Here is an 18,349-nt window from a genome sequence, read left to right on the forward strand (position 1 = left end):
TCAGACTCGCCGACATTCGCCTGACCAGAAGAATCGTTCGATCTCGAGCGGGGATCGACTGAGCATTGGGGTCAACTGATGCGATTTCTCGTGCTTACCGGTACGCGACCCTGGCAGGCCACAGGCGGGGCCTTGCGAATCAGAGCCACGTGCGAAGCGCTCGCGAAACTCGGTGCTGTCGACCTGGTCCTGTTCCGCTACAAGGACGCGCCGCCCGTCGACGACGATCCGCCGGTCGGCCCGTTCCGCAAGGTGCTCGCGCTGGACGACGCGTACGACACGCCCCGGAACAGGGCGACTCTCGAGGACGCTCTTTCCGGCTGGCTGGACGGCGAGCCGTACGACCTGGTCTGGTACGACCGAGAACGCCTGTGGCAGATCGCAGGAGGGCTGACGAGCGGAAAATCCGTCGTGGACGTGGACGACTTCGAAGACGTGATCCTGAGGCGCTGGTCGGAGCTCGGCATGAGCCCAGACAGGACGGAATTGACCCCGGCTGAGGCAGAGCGGCAAATGCAAGAGGCGGCCAGCATCGAAGCAGAACACGCCAAGGTAGCGGCGGCTGCGGACATGGTCGTTTTCACCAGTGGTTCGGACGCGGCCAAGCTGGCGTTCGCCAACAGCACGGTGGTCACCAACACCTATCGGCGTGATGGCCATCTCGGTGCAGAGCTGGATCGAACGCGTGGCGAGGGTGACACGATCCTCTTCCAGGGGTGGCTGGAGTGGCCGCCGAACGAGGACGCGGCGATCTGGTTCGCGAAGGACATCCTTCCGCGCGTCCGCGACCTCCACCCGCGAGCCAGGTTGCTCCTGGTCGGGAAGGCCTCGCGGGACGTGGAGGACCTTCGGTCGCTACCAGGTGTCGAAGTGGTCGGTGAGGTTCCGGAGATGAAGCCTCATCTCGATCGCGCGCACGTGATGGTCGCTCCGTTGCGTGTCGGTGGTGGCACTCGGATAAAGATCCTCGAAGCATTCGCCCACGGTGTTCCCGTCGTCTCGACGAGTGTCGGTTGCGAAGGACTGGAAGCCGAGGACGAGGTGCATCTGAGGATCGAGGACGATGCCGAGGCTTTTGCGCACGCGGTGGCCAAGCTGCTGCTGGACGGATGCCGGCGGCGCTCTCTCGCCGAGTGCGCGGCGACTCTGTACGAGCAGCGGTACACCCCGCGGGCGGTGGACGAAGCAGTGCGTCAGATCGTCGAGCGACTGATCCCGAAGCCCGCACCAACCAGCTGATGATGCCAACGAGGCGTGCGGGACCGGCGGTCGTGCTCAGCAGGGGGCGACACCGGTCCGCCACGCTCGGTCCGCGAGCCGCCCTTCGTGATTCCAGATGCGAGTGGTGGAAGACGAGGGCCAGCATCCATCTGGCGTCCCCGGTATGGGCGGTGCGGAGCCGGAACAGGAACGGTAGCCAGGTCGAACTCCACTTCGGCCTGGCCCAAGAACTCGTCGTGGACGCGGTCCTGGGCAACCTCGTCCACTTCGACGGTGACCGGCAGGTGCCGCAGGACCTCCTGGTGCGTCGCCGAGAACCCGGTGCGCAGTGCCGCGTGCCGCCGAGCCAGTTCGGTGAACGCCCGTGTCGACTGCTTCACCAAGGGCGATATCTGGGCCTGCGGCGGTCTTGTCATGAACCTCGTGCCGTGGGGCAAGGTCGGCAAAGTCATCGAAGCCGGCTACAAGGCGGTAAAAGCCGTCGCTTCCATGGTCAGAATCATCACCAAAGCCCAAGCGCTACTCCGTCGCGTCGACGGGTTCGCCTGCGAGGCGCAACGGATAGCGACGGCGGCACTGGCCAAGATCGGCGGTAATAGTCCAGGATGTGCTAAAAGAACAGCTTTATTCCCGGCGCCAAGATCCTTCTCGCTGACGGGGCTGCCAAGCGGATCGAAGACGTGGTCACCGGCGATCAAGTCCTTGCAACGAACGAAATCACCGGCGAGACTGCGGCACGTGACGTGGTGGGCACGATCGTCGGTGACGGCACCAAGAACCTCGTTGAGGTCAGCGTCGAGGGCGGTGGCGTCGTCACTGCGACCGATAACCATCCCTTTTGGCTCCCTGAACAGAAGAAATGGACATTCGCCAGAGAACTCAAGACCGGCTCAGTCCTGCTGGCCTCAGCCGGCGCTGCACTCAAGGTCTCTGCAGCCTATGAATGGACTACACAAGGACGAGTCCACAACCTTACGGTAGATAGCGATCGCACGTATCATGTGCTTTTTGGGGCCACGCCAGTTCTCGTTCATAATTGTGGTGAGGCAACACTTGGAGTACAGGCCGATGGGGGCGAGATTCGAGGAAGTGACTTCGCCGCCGAGTGCGAATTGCGGAGTGGTTATGTCTACCGATCGGGCAATAAGGAGAGCGTTATTTCTCCGGACGAGATGATGGAGATATTCGAACAGCAGGGCCATCCGATGAATGGTGGATGTGCGGAAATGCGGTGTCTGAGCAAGGTATATTCAAGAAAAGGTGAGGTAGGGATTCGAGGCGGGACCATGTCCACGGTGCATGTGAGCGATACGCCCAAGGGAGATCACGGAGCGCCTGTCTCTCCTTGTAAAGCGTGCCGCCGGGTGATGGATAGTTTGAGGGTAAATTGCTGATGGCTGGCGAACCTGTTGACTTTTTCTCCCGATTGAATCCGACAACCGTTTCCGCCCTACGCGTGGCTGGCTGGTACCCCGGACGGTATGTATACGTATCCTCGAATATCAATTGCCTGGAAGCGCAGGGTTGTACCCCGAGTTCAGCAGCACTCTGCTTCCTTGAATCCTTCTGTGGGCTTAAAGTCGGACCAGCTCGCGAGGATGGCCCCAACTTCTTTAACGGTGAGCCGTTCTTTGTCGACGCTGCAGGGGTTGGAGGGAGACATCAGGATGAATCCTTGGCTATTGGCTCGGCAATCGGTGGAGTTTGGTTTCCAATCGGCTGGTGGCTTAGCTATTCACACGTCTTCATGCGAGAAGACGGCGCTATGTCCGCTTTTGCAAACGGTTTGATCTGGAGTGTCGGAAACACACCGCACGAGGGCTTGGATCTCATGGTAAGTGCGGATCGCCCGTTGATCTGCGTTCATGCGCCCAAAGGGATGAAGCCGTGGCCCAAGTGGGTCTAACGCGCCAGTGTTCTCGGTGAGCCCGTCTAGTGTGCGATGTCACGGCTGGTCTCAGTTTTGGAATGATTCCGGTAATTCTTTTTAGTGTTTTCTGGCTTGGGTTATTGTTGTGTCGTGTGTTCGGGTCTGGACATGTGTTGCAGCTGCCTGTCCAGCGCGCGACTAGGGCTTGGAGTCCGCGTAGAACATCAGGCTGTGCGCAGGGGCTCTTGGGTGCGGCGGAGCTGGGTTGTGCGTGCCGAAAAGCACGTCCCGCCCGGCAGGTCGGGACGCGGTGGTCGTCTAACGCGAACTATCCACTGAGGACCTGCATGAACTGCTCAGCTGGCGTCATCACGAGCTCTGGCCCGCGCCTCCCGCGATCCCGGGGGAGTATGAGGCACTGCGACTGAAGTACGAGAGCGCCCAGTGTCTCGTCGCGACACCGGACAAGGCGCACGGCCGCCGTCGCGACCGACCTCCGTCTCATCTGCCACTGAGCGCCACGCCATCTCCGCGGCCCGTCACTGCACGCGGCGAGGACGTCAGCGCGAGGTGAGTGCCGCCCACTCTTGCTCGTCGAACGTGCCGGAGAGCGTGTAGGGCCGCTCCGGCACGACCGGGGCGCGCCGGGTTCCCAGGTCCCCGACGTCGATCGGGCGGTCACGGGTGTGCTGCACGCGGACCTCGACGGTGACGGGCAGGTGGGGGTAGGTGTCGGGCAGTCGGCGTAATGCGTCCAGCACGCGGTCCGCGACGGCCTGCGTCGACAGGGGCGACGCACCCGGCAACACGAGCACGAACTCGTCGCCGTTGAGCCGAGCGGCGCGGTCGACGGGACGCAGGTGGAGTCGCAGGACGTCCGCGATGTTGTTCTCGGTGTGCACCGCCGCGCTGGGCCCGTGGACGTCCGGGAAGCTGCTCAGGCCCGGCACGCGGATCACCACGAGCCCGAGCCGAACGGTGTCCGCCACCTGCCTGCCCAGCCACACGTTCACCGACTCCACCGTGTGCAGACCGGTCCACGGGTCGAGGGTGTTCATCGCTTTCTGGCCGGCCTTCGAGAACGCGACGTCATTGGCGTCGCGGGCGTCGACCAGCCGTGCGGCCAGGTGTCGCACCGCCGCCTCCGCGCGGCGTTCCACCTCACCGGACGGAGGAGCGACGATGGCGCCGAGAACGGCCTCGAAGCGCCTGCGCACGTCGGGTGGCACCCGGTCGCCGAGCGCGTCGCGCAACCGGATCGCCTCGGCGTAGGCCTCTTCCCGCCGGAACCCCCACCGCCCCCGGAACAACCGGCTGGTTTCGAGCGTGGTGCCGTCCGGGTCGAGCTCCTCGAGGTCGGTCGCGACGACGCAGGCGCCGAAGGCGGGGGACAGCACGACCACCGACCACTCCCTGGACAGTTCCTCGTCGGGCCGCAGCAGCACGGGCGTGACACCGAACGGCAGGTCGGGACGCACGTCGGAGACCATGCCGACGACCGTTACCGACGCCAGCGCCCCGATCCGCTGGTACACCTCGGCTTCCCGCAGGAAGTACGGCAGCCGCTGGAACAACGCGATGACGAGCACGGGCTCGTGGGGACCACTCGCCAGCGCCGCCTGTTCCACGGCGTGCGACGCGACCACGAGCGCCCGCTTGGAGAGCAGGCCCGCCCGCACGCCGGTGTCCGCGATCGCCACTGAAGAGCTCCTGTTCGACTGGTAGGCACACCAGCCTTCGAACCTAGAACCTGTGGTTGGCTGGACCAATTGCACGAAGGGGTGACAAAACGGCGCGCCGACTTCGGTTCGTCCAAGGCCGTCGCGGGCGAAAGCCAGGGCCTTGGCGTACTGAGAAGTACCTCTGAGCAGTTCAGCGGCATGGGCGGGCCGATCATCGTCCGGCACGATCGCGGCCGTGTTCGATTCGAACCGATCGGATCGAGCCTGTCCTCAAGGAGCGTCAACGCCGGTGGCACAGCCGTGCCCGCTCTGGCGGGCGCGTGCCCTGACCTTCGCGTCCAGCCTGATCCGCGCCCATCGCAAGCAGCTCGGGTCGGTGTGGCGCAAGCCCGACCCCCAGGACAGCAGGCGTTGCTGGTGCTGGTGTACCTGCACAAGGGCGAGCCGTTCGCCGACGGCGGCGCTGGGTTCGCGGTCTCGGCCACAACCTGCTGGCGCTATGTCAACGAGACCGTCGAACTGCCGGCTCAGCGGTCCCCGAAGCTGTGGCAGGCGCTGCGCAGAGCGAAACGGCAGGGCGTGGCCTACGTGGTGATCAACGGCACGCCGATCCCGATCGACCGGATCGCCGCCAACCGGCCGTTCTGCTCCGGCAAGCACAAGATGCACGGGGTCAACTTGCAGGTGATCGCCTCGCCGAACGGGACGATCCTGTGGGTGTCCGGTGACCTGCCCTGCAGCACCCCATGACACCGCCGCGGCCCGGATCTGAAACATCCTTGCCGGGCTCAATCAGCTTGCCGCCTACCTGGCCACCTCGCCCAAGTACCAGTTGCCCGACCACCTGGCAGGCCAGGCAGGTGCGCTGGCTGAGAACTCCTCGCGGGGGACGCCCAGGCCTCGGGTCTGCGGGGAGGATCTGGCCGCGGTGTTGCCGGCACTCGGTGGTGCCAGTGCCGTGGTGGAAGCCGCCCTGGAGAACGGGGACGTGCGGATCCAGGCCGATCGGCGCCCGCGCACCGACTACCTGGATCTCGTTGTAGCCCACCGTGCACGACCCGCGGATCGACGTTGCCCGCTGGGTGGACGTGCTCCAGGATTTCGTCCGGTCCGGGCCGGCGGCAAGTTGGGGCATGTCCAACGTCCCCGCCTGGGTACTCGCCAAAGCGGCCACCCGCGGCGACATGACGCAACTGCCGCCGGACGTTCGCAGACCCCGTGCCGGGCCTGGTGTCACCGGTCCGTCGTGATCGGTGGTCCCGTGGCCTTTCCCAGGGCCGTCCTCCACCGTCCCGGAGAGACCCCTTCCTTCTTGGCGAAAGCCCGGCTGAGAGCGGTGCCGGACTCGTAGCCGATCTCGGCGGCGATGTCCTGAACGCTCCGCGTCGTCTCCCGGAGCAGTACCTTCGCGCGGTACATGCGCCACGTCGCGAGGTAGTTCAGCGGCGTGTCCCCGGTTCTTTCCCTGAACACCGCGGCGAAGGCCGACCGGGACATCCCCGCTGTCCTGGCGAGGTGGCCGACCGTCCACGGCCGGCCCAGGTCGGCGTGCATGTCCTGGACGGCACGGGCGAGCCGGTCGTCGCGGAAGGCGGCGATCCAGCCGACGGTGCCGCTGCCGACGTCCGCGCAGAAGGTGCGCACCGCCTGGACGAACAGCGTGTCGGACAGGCGGCTCAGGACGAAACCGGCACCCAGGCGGTTCGCTGAGCACTCCTGCTCGATGAGGTCGAACGTGGCGCGCAGGAGCCCGCCGGACACATCGTCGAGACGCAGCCGGAACAACGCGGGCAGGAGCGCGAAGAACATCTCCGAGGCGATCGCGTCGAAGGTGAACCTGGTCGACACGATCCGGGCCGGATCGCCGTCTCCTCCGAGTCGTACCCGGTGACCGGAGGCCTGGGCCGCCAAGTCGTCGCAGTCGACTACTTCGCTGCCGTCCGCGTCACAAAGGGTGAAGCCCACTCCTGCGCGCACCAGGAAGCAGTCACCGGCCCGCAGGCGCTCTGGACTGGTCAGGGCATCCGAGTGGAGCAGGCACGATCCTTCCGCGACGAGGACGAGCCGGGCCAGATGCCGTGGCGGGCAGGAGAGGCCCCACGGCGCGTGCGCCTCCACCTGGACGTACCGCGCGTCTTCGATCCTCATCGTGGCGAGGAGGTCGTCAACCGGATCCATGCATCCTCCTGGACGATCTGCACCGAATTGTGGACGTCAAGATGCAAGTCGGCCAGCGGGAGCGACCTACCGTGAGTTCGAGTCCTCGAAGGAAAGGCGGCAGACGCGATGCGTGCGTACCAAGTGCGGGCCGGTGGAGGTCTGGCACTCACCGAGCTCCCGATACCAGATCCGTCGGCGGGCGAGGTGCTGGTGAAGGTCAGGGCCACGTCGCTCAACGCCCGAGACCGGCTCATCGTGTCCGGCACCTACTCCGTCGACGCGCGGGGACGGGTGCCGCTGTCGGACGGCGCGGGCGTCGTGGAGGCCGTCGGTGACGGGGTGACACGGTTCCGGGCCGGAGATCGGGTCGTGGGCACTTTTCACCCCACGTGGCTGTACGGCACCTTTCCCGGCTGGGGAGAGCTGCGCGGCACGCAGCTCGACGGGTGGCTCAGTGAGTACGTCGTGGCCGACCAGCAGAGCCTGGTTCCCGTTCCCGGCGCGCTGTCCTTCGAGCAAGCGGCCACCCTGCCGTGTGCCGCGCTCACCGCGTGGTCGGTCGTGTCCGGGACAGGCCCTGACGACACAGTGCTCGTCCAGGGGACAGGTGGCGTGTCGGTCTTCGCGCTGCAGTTCGCTCGCCTCGCGGGCGCACGAGTGGTGGCCACCACGTCCAGCGAGCACAAGGCTGGACGGCTCCGGTCCCTGGGCGCGATGGACGTGGTCGACTACCGGGCGACACCGGCCTGGGGTGCGAGAGTGCGCGAACTGACCGGTGGTGGTGCGACTCGCGTGCTGGAGATCGGTGGGGCGGGCACGCTAGAGCAGTCGGTGGAGGCCGTCGCGCTCGGCGGCCAGATCGCCCTCGTGGGCAACCTCGCTCCGGGTGACGGCATGGACGTGGACCGGTTCTTTCGCCGGGCGGCCTCACTGAGGTCCATCAGCGTGGGCAGCCGTGGTGACTTCGAGCAGATGAACGAGGCGATTGACCGCTGTGCCCTGCAGCCCGTCGTGGATCAGGTCTTCTCCTTCGACCGGGCACCGGACGCGTTCGCCCGTTTCGCGGCAGGCGGGCACTTCGGGAAGGTCGTCATCAGCCACTGAACGCCGATCGCCACGCCCTGGCAGAGCTGTCACGGCTCGCGGTCGGCACGGTGCGAGCGGTTCAGGTGGCGTCGAGGGTTTCCCGGTCGTGGCTGCCGGACGCGCGCAGTTCGGGGTGCCGGTCGCGGATCGCCGCCGCGTGCTGGACGTGATCGGCGGTCAATCTTCCGGCTGCCTCCGCGTCGCCTTCACGCAGCGCCCGGAGGATGTCGTCGTGATCTCGTTGCAGCGCGTCCGCGTGGTCGGTCGACCAGATCGTCGCGGGCGGTGTGAAGCGCACCCACAGCGTCTCGACGTACTGCAGCATGAGTGGTGACGACATCTCGTAGATCGCGAAGTGGAACCGCTTGTTGAGGCGGGACAGCTCGGCTGGTGCGGCACCGTCGCGCATGGCCCGTTCGATGTCCGCGTGCCGTTCCTCGATCTTGCGCAGGCCTTCCGGTGTCATCCGTTCGGCGGCCGAAGTCGCCGCGACGGCCTCCACGGCGGCGCGCAGACGGTAGAGATCGGCTGCGGTGTCCGGCGTCATCTCCCGCACCGTGGCACCTCGGTGCGTGGCGTAGTCGATCACGCCGTCGGCTTCGAGGATGCGCAGTGCCTCGCGTACCGGTGTGGGACTGACTCCGTACCTCTTCGCCAGCACCGTCTGCTTGATCAGCTCGCCGGGGCGCAGCGTGCCGGAAGCGACGTCCTCGCGGATCCGGTCGGCAACCCAGGCGGTGCGGCTCTGCGGGGGAGACGCGGAGCTTCCGTTGGTCATGCGACGCCCTTCGGTCCAGAGGCCTGATCTCTACAGTCTATGGGATGTAAGAAGGCCCTTCCGGGAAACACCAGCGTTACCCGTAGACAACACTCTATAGACTATGTAGCTTCTCTCGCACGCCGCCGACGCGGGTGGCCCACCAGCCGAGCGGGAGGGTGCAATGGCTGCACAGACCGGTTTGACCTGGCATGTCGCGGAATGGATCGTCGGCCAGGGGCATCGGCCTCCGCCCGCCGAACTCGACCGGCACCTGCGACGGATGACTCTCGACGCGGTGGCCGGCATGGTCGCCAGCTCGGGCGGGGCCGTGTCGCACGCCGTCGCGCGCCACGTCGCGAACCTGTACCCCGGCGACGAGGCCACCGCGATCGGCCACGGGCGTGCTTCGGTTCTGGGAGCGGCGCTGGTCAACGGCACGAACGGGCACGGCATCGAGTCCGATGAGGGCTACACGCCCGGGAGCATGCACCCCACGTCGGTGGTGCTGCCGGTGGTGTTCGCGCTCGGCCAGAGCACCGGCGCGGACGCGGCGCGCGTGCGGGTGGCCGCCGCGATCGGGATGGAGCTGGCGTGCCGCATCGCGGCCGCCGGGCACCCGGCGACCCGCGACCGACACTTCCACAACACCCCTCTCGCCGGGGTGTTCGGTGCCGCGGCCGCAGCCGCGGTGCTGCGCGGTCTCACGGTCGAGGAGACGGCGAACGCACTGGGCATCGCCGGTTCGCACGCGGGCGGGTTGTTCGAGTTCCTCGGTGACTCGGCCGAGGTCAAGCGGTTCCACCCGGGCAAAGCCGCGCGGGACGGCATCGCCGCCGCCGACCTCGCGGCATGCGGCCTGACCGGCCCCACCACGGTGCTGGAGGGCGTCGACGGCTACTTCGCCGCCTACGCCGGTCCAGTGGGCCAGGCGTGGTTCCCGGAACGGGTGCTGGACGGCCTCGGTGAGCGATGGGTGCTGCTCGACACCTACGTCAAGCCCTACCCGTGCTGCCGCCACGTGCACGGCGCGATCGACGGAGCACTGGCCTTGCGCGCTGAACTCGGCATCGACTCGGCGGAGATCGAGACGGTCCTGGTCGAGACCTTCCCCATCGCCGCCCGGCACGCCGGAACGGTGCTCGACACCGTCCTGCAGGCCCAGCTCAGCCTTCCCTACACGGTGGCCGTCGCGCTGACCCGCGGCGCCGTGACGTTGCGCGACTTCGCCGACGAGGCGCGATCCGATGCCACCGTCCGGAGTTTGATGAACCGCGTCACGGTGACCGTCGACCCGGAAGCCGATGCCGCGTACCCGAGGTCGGGCCGCCCGGCGCGCACGACGGTCGGACTGAGCGACGGGCGAACCTTCAGCACGTGGGTCCAGCACCCCTACGGCGAACCCGCGAATCCGCTGTCCGACGCCGCGCTGGAGGACAAGGTTCGCGGTCTCTGCGAACCCGCGATCGGTGAACCCGCGACGAGGGACCTGATCGACGCCGTGCACCGGTTCGACGACCTGGACTTCCTGGCTGACGTCGACCGCGCGGCCCGCACCCGAGGAGGCAACCGATGAAGGTCGGTGTCGAGGCGCTCGAGCTCGTCTACGGCGAGCACCGTGCCGTGAAGAACTTGGACCTCACCATCCCCGACGGCAAGTCGGTGGTGCTGCTCGGTGAGTCCGGCTGCGGCAAGACCAGCACCATGCGCTGCATCGCCGGCTTGGAGGCGCCCTGCGGCGGCCGCATCACGATCGGCGACCGGACGGTGTACGACGGCGCGAACGGTGTGACGGTCCCACCGTTCCGGCGCAACGTCGGCATGGTGTTCCAGTCCTACGCGGTCTGGCCGCACATGACGGTCATCGACAACGTCGCGTTCCCGTTGCGCATGAAGGGGATCAACCGCGCAGACAGCCGTCGCCGCGCTCTGGCAGTGCTGGAGGTCGTCGGGCTGGCGCACCTCGGGTCCCGTGGTGCCAGCCTGCTCTCGGGTGGCCAGATGCAGCGGGTGGCGCTGGCGCGCTCCATGGCGATGGAACCGGCTGTGCTGCTGCTCGACGAACCGCTGTCCAACCTGGACGCCCGGCTGCGCGACGAGCTGCGGGTCGAGTTGCGTCGCATCCAGCTGGAGAACGGGCTGACGAGTCTCTACGTCACGCACGACCAGCAGGAGGCACTCGCACTCGCGGACTCGATCGCGATCATGCAGAACGGCAGGATCACCCAGTTCGGCACGCCCGAGCAGATCTACGCCCGGCCCGCCAGCGCGTCGATCGCGCGCTTCCTCGGCGTCACCAACGTCTTCGAGGTCACCGCCGCCGACGGCCACCGGGTGCGGCTCGATGGCCAGGAACTCGTGGTCGACGAGGTCGCCGCCGGCACGGGGCCGCAGCACGCGTGCATCCGGCCCGAGCACGTCCGGGTCGACCTGACCTCTGGGGCGGAAGATCCCGCGGTGAACCGGTTGTCCGGCACCGTCGAGGTCGCGGTGTTCCAGGGCGCGTCGATCCGGTGCACCGTGCGGACGGGGTCCGGAATGGTGCTGGAGGCGATCTGCCCGCCGCCGTCGGCCGGGACGCTGACGGCCGGAACCGAGGTGAGCGTGGCGATCGATGCCCGCGACATCCGGCTGCTGCCGGAGCACACACCCGAGTACGGGGAGGTCGTGGCGGCATGACGACGACACCCGTCCCCACCCGTCCTCCCGCCGCCGCGACACCCGGTGCGGCGAGCCCGAGGCCCCGCCGGCGCGGTACCGTCCCGTGGCGGACCCGTCTGCTCGGCCTGCCGCTGCTGGCCCTGATCGCGTTCCTGGTGCTGGTCCCGGTCGGCTTCATCATCCTCGCCGCGTTCAGCTCCGACGTGCCGCGTCCCGGCAGCACCGGCCTGGAGTTCACCCTGGACAACCTGCGGGTGCTCGTGGCGGAGGGCGTCACGGCCGCCACGGTGAACTCGTTGGTGATCGCCGTCGGTGCTACCGCGCTGGCGTTGCTGATCGGCGGCGCGCTGGCCTTCGCGGCGGCCCGCACCGATGTCCGGGCGCGCGGGTTCCTGTACCTGATCGGGCTGATGCCCCTGTTCCTGCCGTCCTACGTGGGCGCGCTGGCGTGGTCGATCCTCGGCAGCCCCGGTGCCGGGCTGATCAACGTCGGCTTCCGCGACCTCGGGATCACCGGGCCGGTGGTGGACGTGTACTCCTACGGCGGAGTGATCGTCGTGATGGCGATGTACTACGCGCCGTACGCGTTCTTGATGATCCACGGCTCGATGGCTTTGATGAACCCGGACCTGGAGGACGCGGCGGGTGTGCACGGCAGCCCGACGTGGCGTGCGCTGCGGATGGTCACACTGCCCCTGTCGCTTCCCGCGGTCCTCGGGTCCGGCCTGCTGATCTTCGTGCTGGTCTTCGAGAACTTCCCGGTTTCCCAGGTGCTCGCGACGCCGGGCGGTATCGACACGCTGCCCACCTTCATCTACAAGCTGATGAACACGACGCCGTCACGCGGCAACGAGGCCGCGGTGGTCGCCATCGCACTGGTCGTGGTGGTCGTGCTGGTGACGTGGATGCAGCGGCGGTTCCTCGCGTCGAGGTCGTTCACGACGGTGTCCGGCAAGGGGGTGAAGCCCCGGGCCATCGCGCTCGGCAAGTGGCGCACACCGGTGCTGCTGGCGGCACTGGCCTACTTCTCGCTGTCGATCGTGTTGCCGCTGCTCGCGTTGCTGCTCTCCGCGGTGCGCAGTTCACCGTACATGCGGTCGTTCGCCTCGCTGGCGGATCCGGGGGCCATCGACATCACGTCGTTCGTCGCCGCGGTGTCCTCGGACGGGTTCCTGGGCGCGACGACGAACAGCGTCGTGGTCTCGGTGGCCGCCGCCGCCCTCGGCACCGCACTGGCCTTTGTCGTCGCCTACCTGGTGTACCGGACGAGGACGTGGGGACGGGGCGCGCTCGAGGGCATCTCGATGGTGCCGCTGGCGATCCCGCACGTGGTGCTCGGCATCGGTCTGCTGTGGACCTGGCTGGTGATGCCGCTGCCGGTCTACGGCACGCTCGGCGTCCTGATCATCGGGTTCCTGGTGGTGCAGATGCCGCAGGGGTTCCGCGGCATCGCGTCCTCGATCCGGTCGCTCGACCGGGATCTGGAGGACAGTGCGGTCATGCTCGGTGCGCGGCGCTCCAAGGCCGTCGCGTGGATCACCGTCCCGCTGCTGCGAGTCGCGGTGCTGTCGACGTTCCTGCTGCTGCTGATGCTCAGCATGCGCGAGCTGACCGTGCCCCTGTTCCTCTACACCACCGATACCGAGATCCTCTCGATCGCCATCTACGACCAGTTCGAGAACGGCGGTGCGCTGCGCGAGGCCTCGGCCACCGCGCTCGTCTACTGCGCGATCATGTTCCTGCTCAGCTACCTGCCGCGCCGGTTCGGCGCGGGGTCCGGGGGCCGCAATGCCTGACACGAGGTTCCGGATCTTGGCGGTGGCAGCGGCCGTGCTGCTCGTCACCGCGTGCGGATCGCCGGCGAACTCCAAGACCGCGCAAGCGGAACGGCTGCTGCCACGGGCAGCGGTGGACACCTCCGACGGGCTGCGCATCGACGGCGAGCTGGTCGCCGATCGCGCGCTCTACGAGGCAGCTCGCGGACAACGCGCGACGTTGTACTCCGCCGCGGGCAAGGAAGCCGAGGACCTCACGCTCGCCCGGTTCACCGCAGAGACCGGCATCGCGGTCGAGCTGACCCGGCTGCCGAACAACAAGCTGGCCGAGCGGGCGCTGTCCGAGCACGGCGCGGGCAAGCTCGGGGCCGACGTCATCCGGCTCACCGACCCGCGCACCGCGCGCAAGTTCACCGACGCGGGCGTGTACGTGCCGTACGAGACGCCGTTCCGCGCTCAGCTGAAGCAGTCGAGCCCGAACTGGTTCGCCGCGTACTACTTCGTCAACGCCATGGCCTACAACGCGGCGATCCACACCGAAAACCCGCCGGACGGCTGGGAGGACCTGGTCGATCCGCGCTACCGCGGTGAGCTCGGCGTCGTCGCGATCACCACCGGCGGCACGCTGAACGCGCTGACGCGCTTCCAGCTCGACACGTTCGGCCCGGAGTTCCTGGACCGCATGGCCGCGCAGCGACCGCGGGTCTTCAACTCGACCTCCACCGAGGTCGAAGCGCTGGCACGCGGCGAGATCTCGATCGCGACCGTCAGCGTGAACAACGCCTTCGGCGCCGAAACCGGGGGAGCCCCGATCCGGCTGGTCATCCCGAAGGAAGGCGTCTCCGCCTCCGAAGGACCTCTCGGTGTGACTCCTCGCGGCGCGCAAAACCCGGCCGCACAGGTCTTCATGAACTGGTCGGCGTCCAAGGCGGGCCAGCGGTTCGTCGGATCGCAGGGCTTCGTGCCGGTGCGCACCGACATCGGCACCGTCCGCACCGGCGACTACGAGCTGCCCACCGCCGACTCACCGCGGTTCCACCTGCTCACCGAGGACGGGTTCGCCCGCCACGCCAAGGCCGACGAGACCCTGTGGAAGCAGAAGTTCGGCTTCATCGGCTGACTTCCGACGAAAGGCACGACATGACCACGACCGTCGCGCATCCCGCCGACGTCACCGCGACGCAGGACCTGCTCGACTCGGTGAACGCGTTCGCTCGCAAGCACCTCGCACCAGGCGCCCTGGAACGGGCCCACGACCCGCGGTATGCCTGGGACATCGCCAGGACGCTCGGCGAGCAGGGCCTGCTCGGCCTCACGATCGCCGAGGCGGACGGAGGCCAGGGCGCCGGGCTCGCCACCGCCGTCGCCGTGATCAGGGCCGTCGCCCGCCACTGCCCGAAGAGCGCGGACATCCTCCAGGCGGGCAACTTCGGCGCCATCCGCACGTTCGCCCAGTTCGGCACACCCGAGCAGAAGGCCACCTACTTGCCGGACCTGCTGTCCGGCAAGGCGCTGATCGCGCTGGGCATGAGCGAACCGGAGGCCGGCTCCGCCGCCACCGAGCTGACCACCAGCGTCACCGAGGACGGCGACGACATCGTCATCAACGGCACCAAGATCTGGTCCACCCACAGCGTCGATGCCACCCTGTTCCTTGTTTACGTCCGGTTCGGGCCTGGCACGGGCAACATCGGCTCGGTGCTCGTCGAGCGCGGCGACCCCGGTTTCAGCCTGGGCACACCGTCGTCCTACATGAGCGGTGAGACCTGGGCACAGCTGTACTTCGACGGCTGCAGGATCCCGCGCTCGCGGATCCTGCTCGGTCCCGGTGGGTTCAAGAAGCAGATGAGCGGCTTCAACGTGGAACGCATCGGCAACGCCGCGCGGTCGCTCGCGCTGGGCCGTCTCGCCTTCGACCTCGCTCGTGACCACGTCTCGCAGCGCACCCAGTTCGGCCGGACGTTGAACGAGTTCCAGGGCGTGCAGTGGACGTTCGCCGAGACCGCGGTCGAACTCGAGGCGGCCGAGGCGCTGCTTGACCGTGCGGTGCGCAATGCCGAGGACGGGCTGCCGTCCGCCTACGAGACGACGGTGGCGAAGCTCGCCGCCAACAAGGCCGGGTTCCACGCCGCCGACGCGGCGATGCAGATGATGGGCGCGCTCGGCTACAGCACCGAATCGCTGGTGGAGTACTGCATGCGCCGCACCCGCGGCTGGATGATCGCCGGCGGTTCGATCGAGATGATGAAGAACCGGGTCGCCGAGGAGATCTTCGGCCGCCGCTTCAGCCAGCGAGCGCCCCGATGAGCGGGCCCGTGCGGGTCGAACGGGACGGCGACGTCGCTGTCGTCGTGATCGACAACCCTCCCGTCAACGCGAGCACCGCCGCCGTGCGCCGAGGTTTGCTGGAAGCGCTGCGCGCGACCGGGGACGATCGGGCGGTGGTGCTGATCGGCGCGGGCAGGCACCTGGTGTCCGGCTCGGACCTGCGCGAGTTCGACGGCGAGATCCCCGGACCGCAGCTGCCGGAGGTGCTCGCCGCGATCGAACGGCACCCGTGCCCGGTCGTGGCGGCGATCTCCGGTTCCACCCTGGGCGGCGGACTCGAGCTGGCGCTGGCCTGTGACCTGCGGGTGGCGTCGGAGGGCGCGCGGGTCGGCCTGCCGGAGGCAGGGCTCGGAATGATCCCCGGAGCGGGCGGCATCGTGCGGACCGTGCGGCTGCTCGACCCGGCCCGCGTGCTGGAACTCGTGGTGTCCGCGACCTCGGTGGACGTGAAGCACGCCGGGGACCTGGTCGACCTGGTGGTGCCCGAGCGGTTGCGGGACCACGCCGTCGCCGCCGCCAGGACCGCGACCAAGCGAGTGCTCACCGGACTACCCGCGCGAACGGGTCCGCCAGGCGAGGTCGAGGAGACGTCCCGCCGGCTGCTCGCCCGTCACGGTGCGACGGGGCCTGTGGTCGCGGCGGTCGCCGCGGTGCTGGCGGCGTGCGCGCTCCCGGCGCGAGCCGCACTGCGGCACGAACGCGCGGAGTTCACCAGACTGCGCGCGAGCAGGGAAGCGGCGGCACTGCGGCATCTCTTCTTCGCTCGCGCGGCGGCGAACAAAGCGGGAAAACCTTTGGTGCGAAGGGAGATCCGGCGTGTCGGGGTGATCGGTGCGGGCACGATGGGCGCGGGAATCGCGCGCGCGTTCGCCTCGGCCGGCGCCGAGGTCGTGCTGGTCGATGTGAACCCCCAGATGCTGGAACGGGCCAGCGCGGCGGTGCAGCGCGCGGGACACGACGTGCGCACCAGCGAGCGCATGGACGACCTCGCCGGGGTGGACCTGGTGGTGGAAGCGGTCTTCGAGGACCACGACGTCAAGACCGAGGTGCTCGCTGCCGCGGCCACAGCGGCGCCGGGGGTCCCGCTCGCTACGAACACGTCCTACTTGGACGTCGACGCGCTCGCCGCCGCCGTACCGGACCCGCGGCTCGTGGTGGGCCTGCACTTCCTCGCCCCGGCGCACCGCACTGCCGTCCTGGAGGTGGTGCGGGGCAGGGAAACCAGCTCCGAGGCACTGGACCACGCGTTCTCCGCGGCGCGGCTGCTGGACAAGACACCGGTCGTCGTCGGCGTGTGCGACGGGTTCGCCGGCAACCGGGTGTTCAGCGCTTACCGTCACCAGTGCGAACTGCTCGTCGAGGAAGGAGCTGAGCCACACCAGGTCGACGAGGCCCTGCTGGATCTCGGCTTTGCGATGGGACCGTTCGCGGTGGCGGACATGTCCGGGCTCGACGTCGCCTGGCGGGCGCGGCGCCGCCGTGATGCCACCAGGGATCCGCGCGAGCGCTACCCGGACGTCGCCGACCGACTCGTCGAGAAGGGCCGCTTGGGGCAGAAGACCGGCGCCGGCTGGTACCGATACCCCGATGGCACTCGGGTGCCGCAGGACGACCCCGAGGTGGCGAGCATCATCGCCGACTCCAGGTCGAGCAGGGGGATCGCAGCCCGGCCGATCGGACCGGACGAGATCGCGGAGCGCGTGCTGGCCTCGATGGCCAACGAGGCCGCGTTGCTGCTCGCCGAGGGGATCGCGGCCAGGCCCGGCGACATCGACGTGTTGCTGACTCGGGGCTACGGCTTCCCGGAGCAGTTGGGCGGCCCCTGCCACTGGGCCACCACCCAGCCACCCGAGAAGCTCGCACGAGCCCTGCGGCGGCTGGAAGACGCCGCAGGCCGGGGGTTTCGCGCGGGCGATCCGGCGTTGTTGCGTTGATCAGAGCACAAGACCGTGCTGGGCGACGGAGGCGACGGCCAGGCCCGCGGTGTCGAACACCGTGCCGCGCGCGAGCCCGCCCCCGGCGTGCGCGGCGGCGCAGTCCTGGACGTACAGGTACCACTGGCCGCACGTCGGGGTGGAGTGGAACCACAGAGCGTGGTCCACACTCGTCATCGGACGGCCACGGGCGAGCACCGGCAGCAACGAGCGGTCGGAGGCGAACGCGAGCACTGCCCGGTGCAGATGCGCGTCCGCGTCCGGCGCGGGCTCGGAGCGGAACCAGAAGCACCGCGGCGAGTCGCCGACGTACCGCACGTCCAACGGCCGGGACGCGGTGCGCCAGTCCCCGAGCGGAGGGAGGCGCACCCCGTCCGGCGCGAGCCCCAGACGACGGCGCTCGGCGAGCGTGGGCAGTTCCTCCGGCGCGGGCACGGACGGCGCCGTCGGCGACACGGGATCGTGCGGGGGCTTTCCCGGACCCAGCGAGACGAGGCCGGTGAGCAACTCGCGGCCGGCTTGCACGGCGCTGACGGCGAGCACCGTGCGCGTGCGTCCTTCTCGGACGGTGCGGACCGAGTACTCGAGCTGGGTGCCGGGATGTCCTGGGCGGAGGAAGTAGACGTGCAGCGACTCCACGACCCGTCCGCCGGAGGTGTGCGCGCCCGAGGCCAGCACCACCTGCCCGAGCAGGTGGCCGCCGAACAGCCGCTGGTCGAACCCGTGGATCGGGGACCCGGTCAGCAGGTCGTCCGCACGGTGCAGAGCCAATCGCTCTGCCAGGGAAGTGGTGTTCACGACTCCTGCAACCGACGTCTCGTCTCCGGTGTGCGCCATGCCGCAGACAATACAAGAAATAGTCTATAGAGTGTCGA

The 18,349-nt window shown here is 68.4% G+C and carries 14 protein-coding genes and 1 pseudogene; 11 read left to right on the forward strand and 4 right to left on the reverse strand.

Annotation, left to right across the window (positions count from 1 at the left end; translation table 11 throughout):
- The first annotated feature begins 78 nt into the window (after nt 1–78).
- From ACFWGZ_RS00810 to ACFWGZ_RS00820, 3 genes are all read left to right on the forward strand, one after another.
- A complete protein-coding gene (locus ACFWGZ_RS00810) occupies nt 79–1,239 on the forward strand; it encodes a glycosyltransferase (protein ID WP_382449348.1) in 1,161 nt (386 codons plus the stop codon).
- Nucleotides 1,240–1,862: 623 nt separating this feature from the next.
- Nucleotides 1,863–2,615, forward strand: a complete 753-nt coding sequence (locus ACFWGZ_RS00815) for a polymorphic toxin-type HINT domain-containing protein (RefSeq protein WP_382449371.1) — start codon at nt 1,863–1,865, stop codon at nt 2,613–2,615.
- Nucleotides 2,615–3,127 (forward strand): SUKH-3 domain-containing protein, encoded by a 513-nt coding sequence (locus ACFWGZ_RS00820; RefSeq protein ID WP_382449349.1) that lies wholly within the window; start codon nt 2,615–2,617, stop codon nt 3,125–3,127. Before ACFWGZ_RS00815 ends, ACFWGZ_RS00820 begins: the two co-directional genes overlap by 1 nt.
- A 524-nt stretch (nt 3,128–3,651) precedes the next feature.
- Here ACFWGZ_RS00820 and ACFWGZ_RS00825 read toward each other — a convergent pair.
- A complete protein-coding gene (locus ACFWGZ_RS00825; RefSeq protein WP_382449350.1) occupies nt 3,652–4,791 on the reverse strand; it encodes a DICT sensory domain-containing protein in 1,140 nt (379 codons plus the stop codon).
- A gap of 271 nt (nt 4,792–5,062) precedes the next feature.
- Here ACFWGZ_RS00825 and ACFWGZ_RS00830 point away from each other — a divergent pair.
- Nucleotides 5,063–5,542: pseudogene (locus tag ACFWGZ_RS00830) on the forward strand (transposase family protein); the annotation flags it as partial.
- A 464-nt stretch (nt 5,543–6,006) separates the two neighbouring features.
- On the opposite strand, the gene ACFWGZ_RS00835 reads toward ACFWGZ_RS00830, so the two are convergent.
- A complete protein-coding gene (locus ACFWGZ_RS00835) occupies nt 6,007–6,951 on the reverse strand; it encodes a cupin domain-containing protein (RefSeq protein WP_382449351.1) in 945 nt (314 codons plus the stop codon).
- Nucleotides 6,952–7,059: 108 nt separating this feature from the next.
- Here ACFWGZ_RS00835 and ACFWGZ_RS00840 point away from each other — a divergent pair, with 108 nt between their 5' ends.
- Nucleotides 7,060–8,037 carry an NAD(P)-dependent alcohol dehydrogenase gene (locus tag ACFWGZ_RS00840; protein ID WP_382449352.1) on the forward strand — a complete coding sequence of 326 codons (978 nt, stop codon included), beginning with the start codon at nt 7,060–7,062 and terminating at the stop codon, nt 8,035–8,037.
- A gap of 61 nt (nt 8,038–8,098) precedes the next feature.
- Here ACFWGZ_RS00840 and ACFWGZ_RS00845 read toward each other — a convergent pair whose 3' ends face one another.
- The gene (locus ACFWGZ_RS00845; RefSeq protein WP_382449353.1) at nt 8,099–8,797 is read right to left on the reverse strand and encodes a GntR family transcriptional regulator; all 699 of its coding nucleotides are present in this window, start codon (nt 8,795–8,797) and stop codon (nt 8,099–8,101) included.
- A 163-nt stretch (nt 8,798–8,960) separates the two neighbouring features.
- Here ACFWGZ_RS00845 and ACFWGZ_RS00850 point away from each other — a divergent pair, with 163 nt between their 5' ends.
- Genes ACFWGZ_RS00850 through ACFWGZ_RS00875 form a run of 6 tightly spaced genes read left to right on the forward strand, consistent with a single transcriptional unit; the run spans nt 8,961 to nt 17,474 of the window.
- Entirely contained in the window at nt 8,961–10,352 is a 1,392-nt protein-coding gene (locus ACFWGZ_RS00850; RefSeq protein ID WP_382449354.1) for an MmgE/PrpD family protein, read from the forward strand.
- Nucleotides 10,349–11,455, forward strand: a complete 1,107-nt coding sequence (locus ACFWGZ_RS00855) for an ABC transporter ATP-binding protein (protein ID WP_382449355.1) — start codon at nt 10,349–10,351, stop codon at nt 11,453–11,455. The genes ACFWGZ_RS00850 and ACFWGZ_RS00855 overlap by 4 nt, the downstream gene beginning before the upstream one ends.
- Complete coding sequence (locus ACFWGZ_RS00860; RefSeq protein WP_382449356.1) at nt 11,452–13,233, forward strand: ABC transporter permease; 1,782 nt, start codon at nt 11,452–11,454, stop codon at nt 13,231–13,233. The genes ACFWGZ_RS00855 and ACFWGZ_RS00860 overlap by 4 nt, the downstream gene beginning before the upstream one ends.
- 22 nt (nt 13,234–13,255) lie before the next feature.
- Complete coding sequence (locus ACFWGZ_RS00865; RefSeq protein ID WP_382449372.1) at nt 13,256–14,332, forward strand: ABC transporter substrate-binding protein; 1,077 nt, start codon at nt 13,256–13,258, stop codon at nt 14,330–14,332.
- Between the two features lie 20 nt (nt 14,333–14,352).
- Nucleotides 14,353–15,519, forward strand: coding sequence for an acyl-CoA dehydrogenase family protein (locus ACFWGZ_RS00870; protein WP_382449357.1), 1,167 nt, complete (start codon nt 14,353–14,355; stop codon nt 15,517–15,519).
- On the forward strand, nt 15,516–17,474 hold the full coding sequence (locus ACFWGZ_RS00875; RefSeq protein WP_382449358.1) for a 3-hydroxyacyl-CoA dehydrogenase NAD-binding domain-containing protein: 1,959 nt from the start codon (nt 15,516–15,518) through the stop codon (nt 17,472–17,474). Before ACFWGZ_RS00870 ends, ACFWGZ_RS00875 begins: the two co-directional genes overlap by 4 nt.
- On the opposite strand, the gene ACFWGZ_RS00880 is transcribed toward ACFWGZ_RS00875, so the two are convergent.
- Nucleotides 17,475–18,311, reverse strand: coding sequence for an acyl-CoA thioesterase (locus tag ACFWGZ_RS00880; protein WP_382449359.1), 837 nt, complete (start codon nt 18,309–18,311; stop codon nt 17,475–17,477).
- Nucleotides 18,312–18,349: the final 38 nt, after the last annotated feature.

It is taken from the genome of Lentzea sp. NPDC060358, assembly GCF_042725365.1.
Lineage (GTDB): Bacteria > Actinomycetota > Actinomycetes > Mycobacteriales > Pseudonocardiaceae > Lentzea.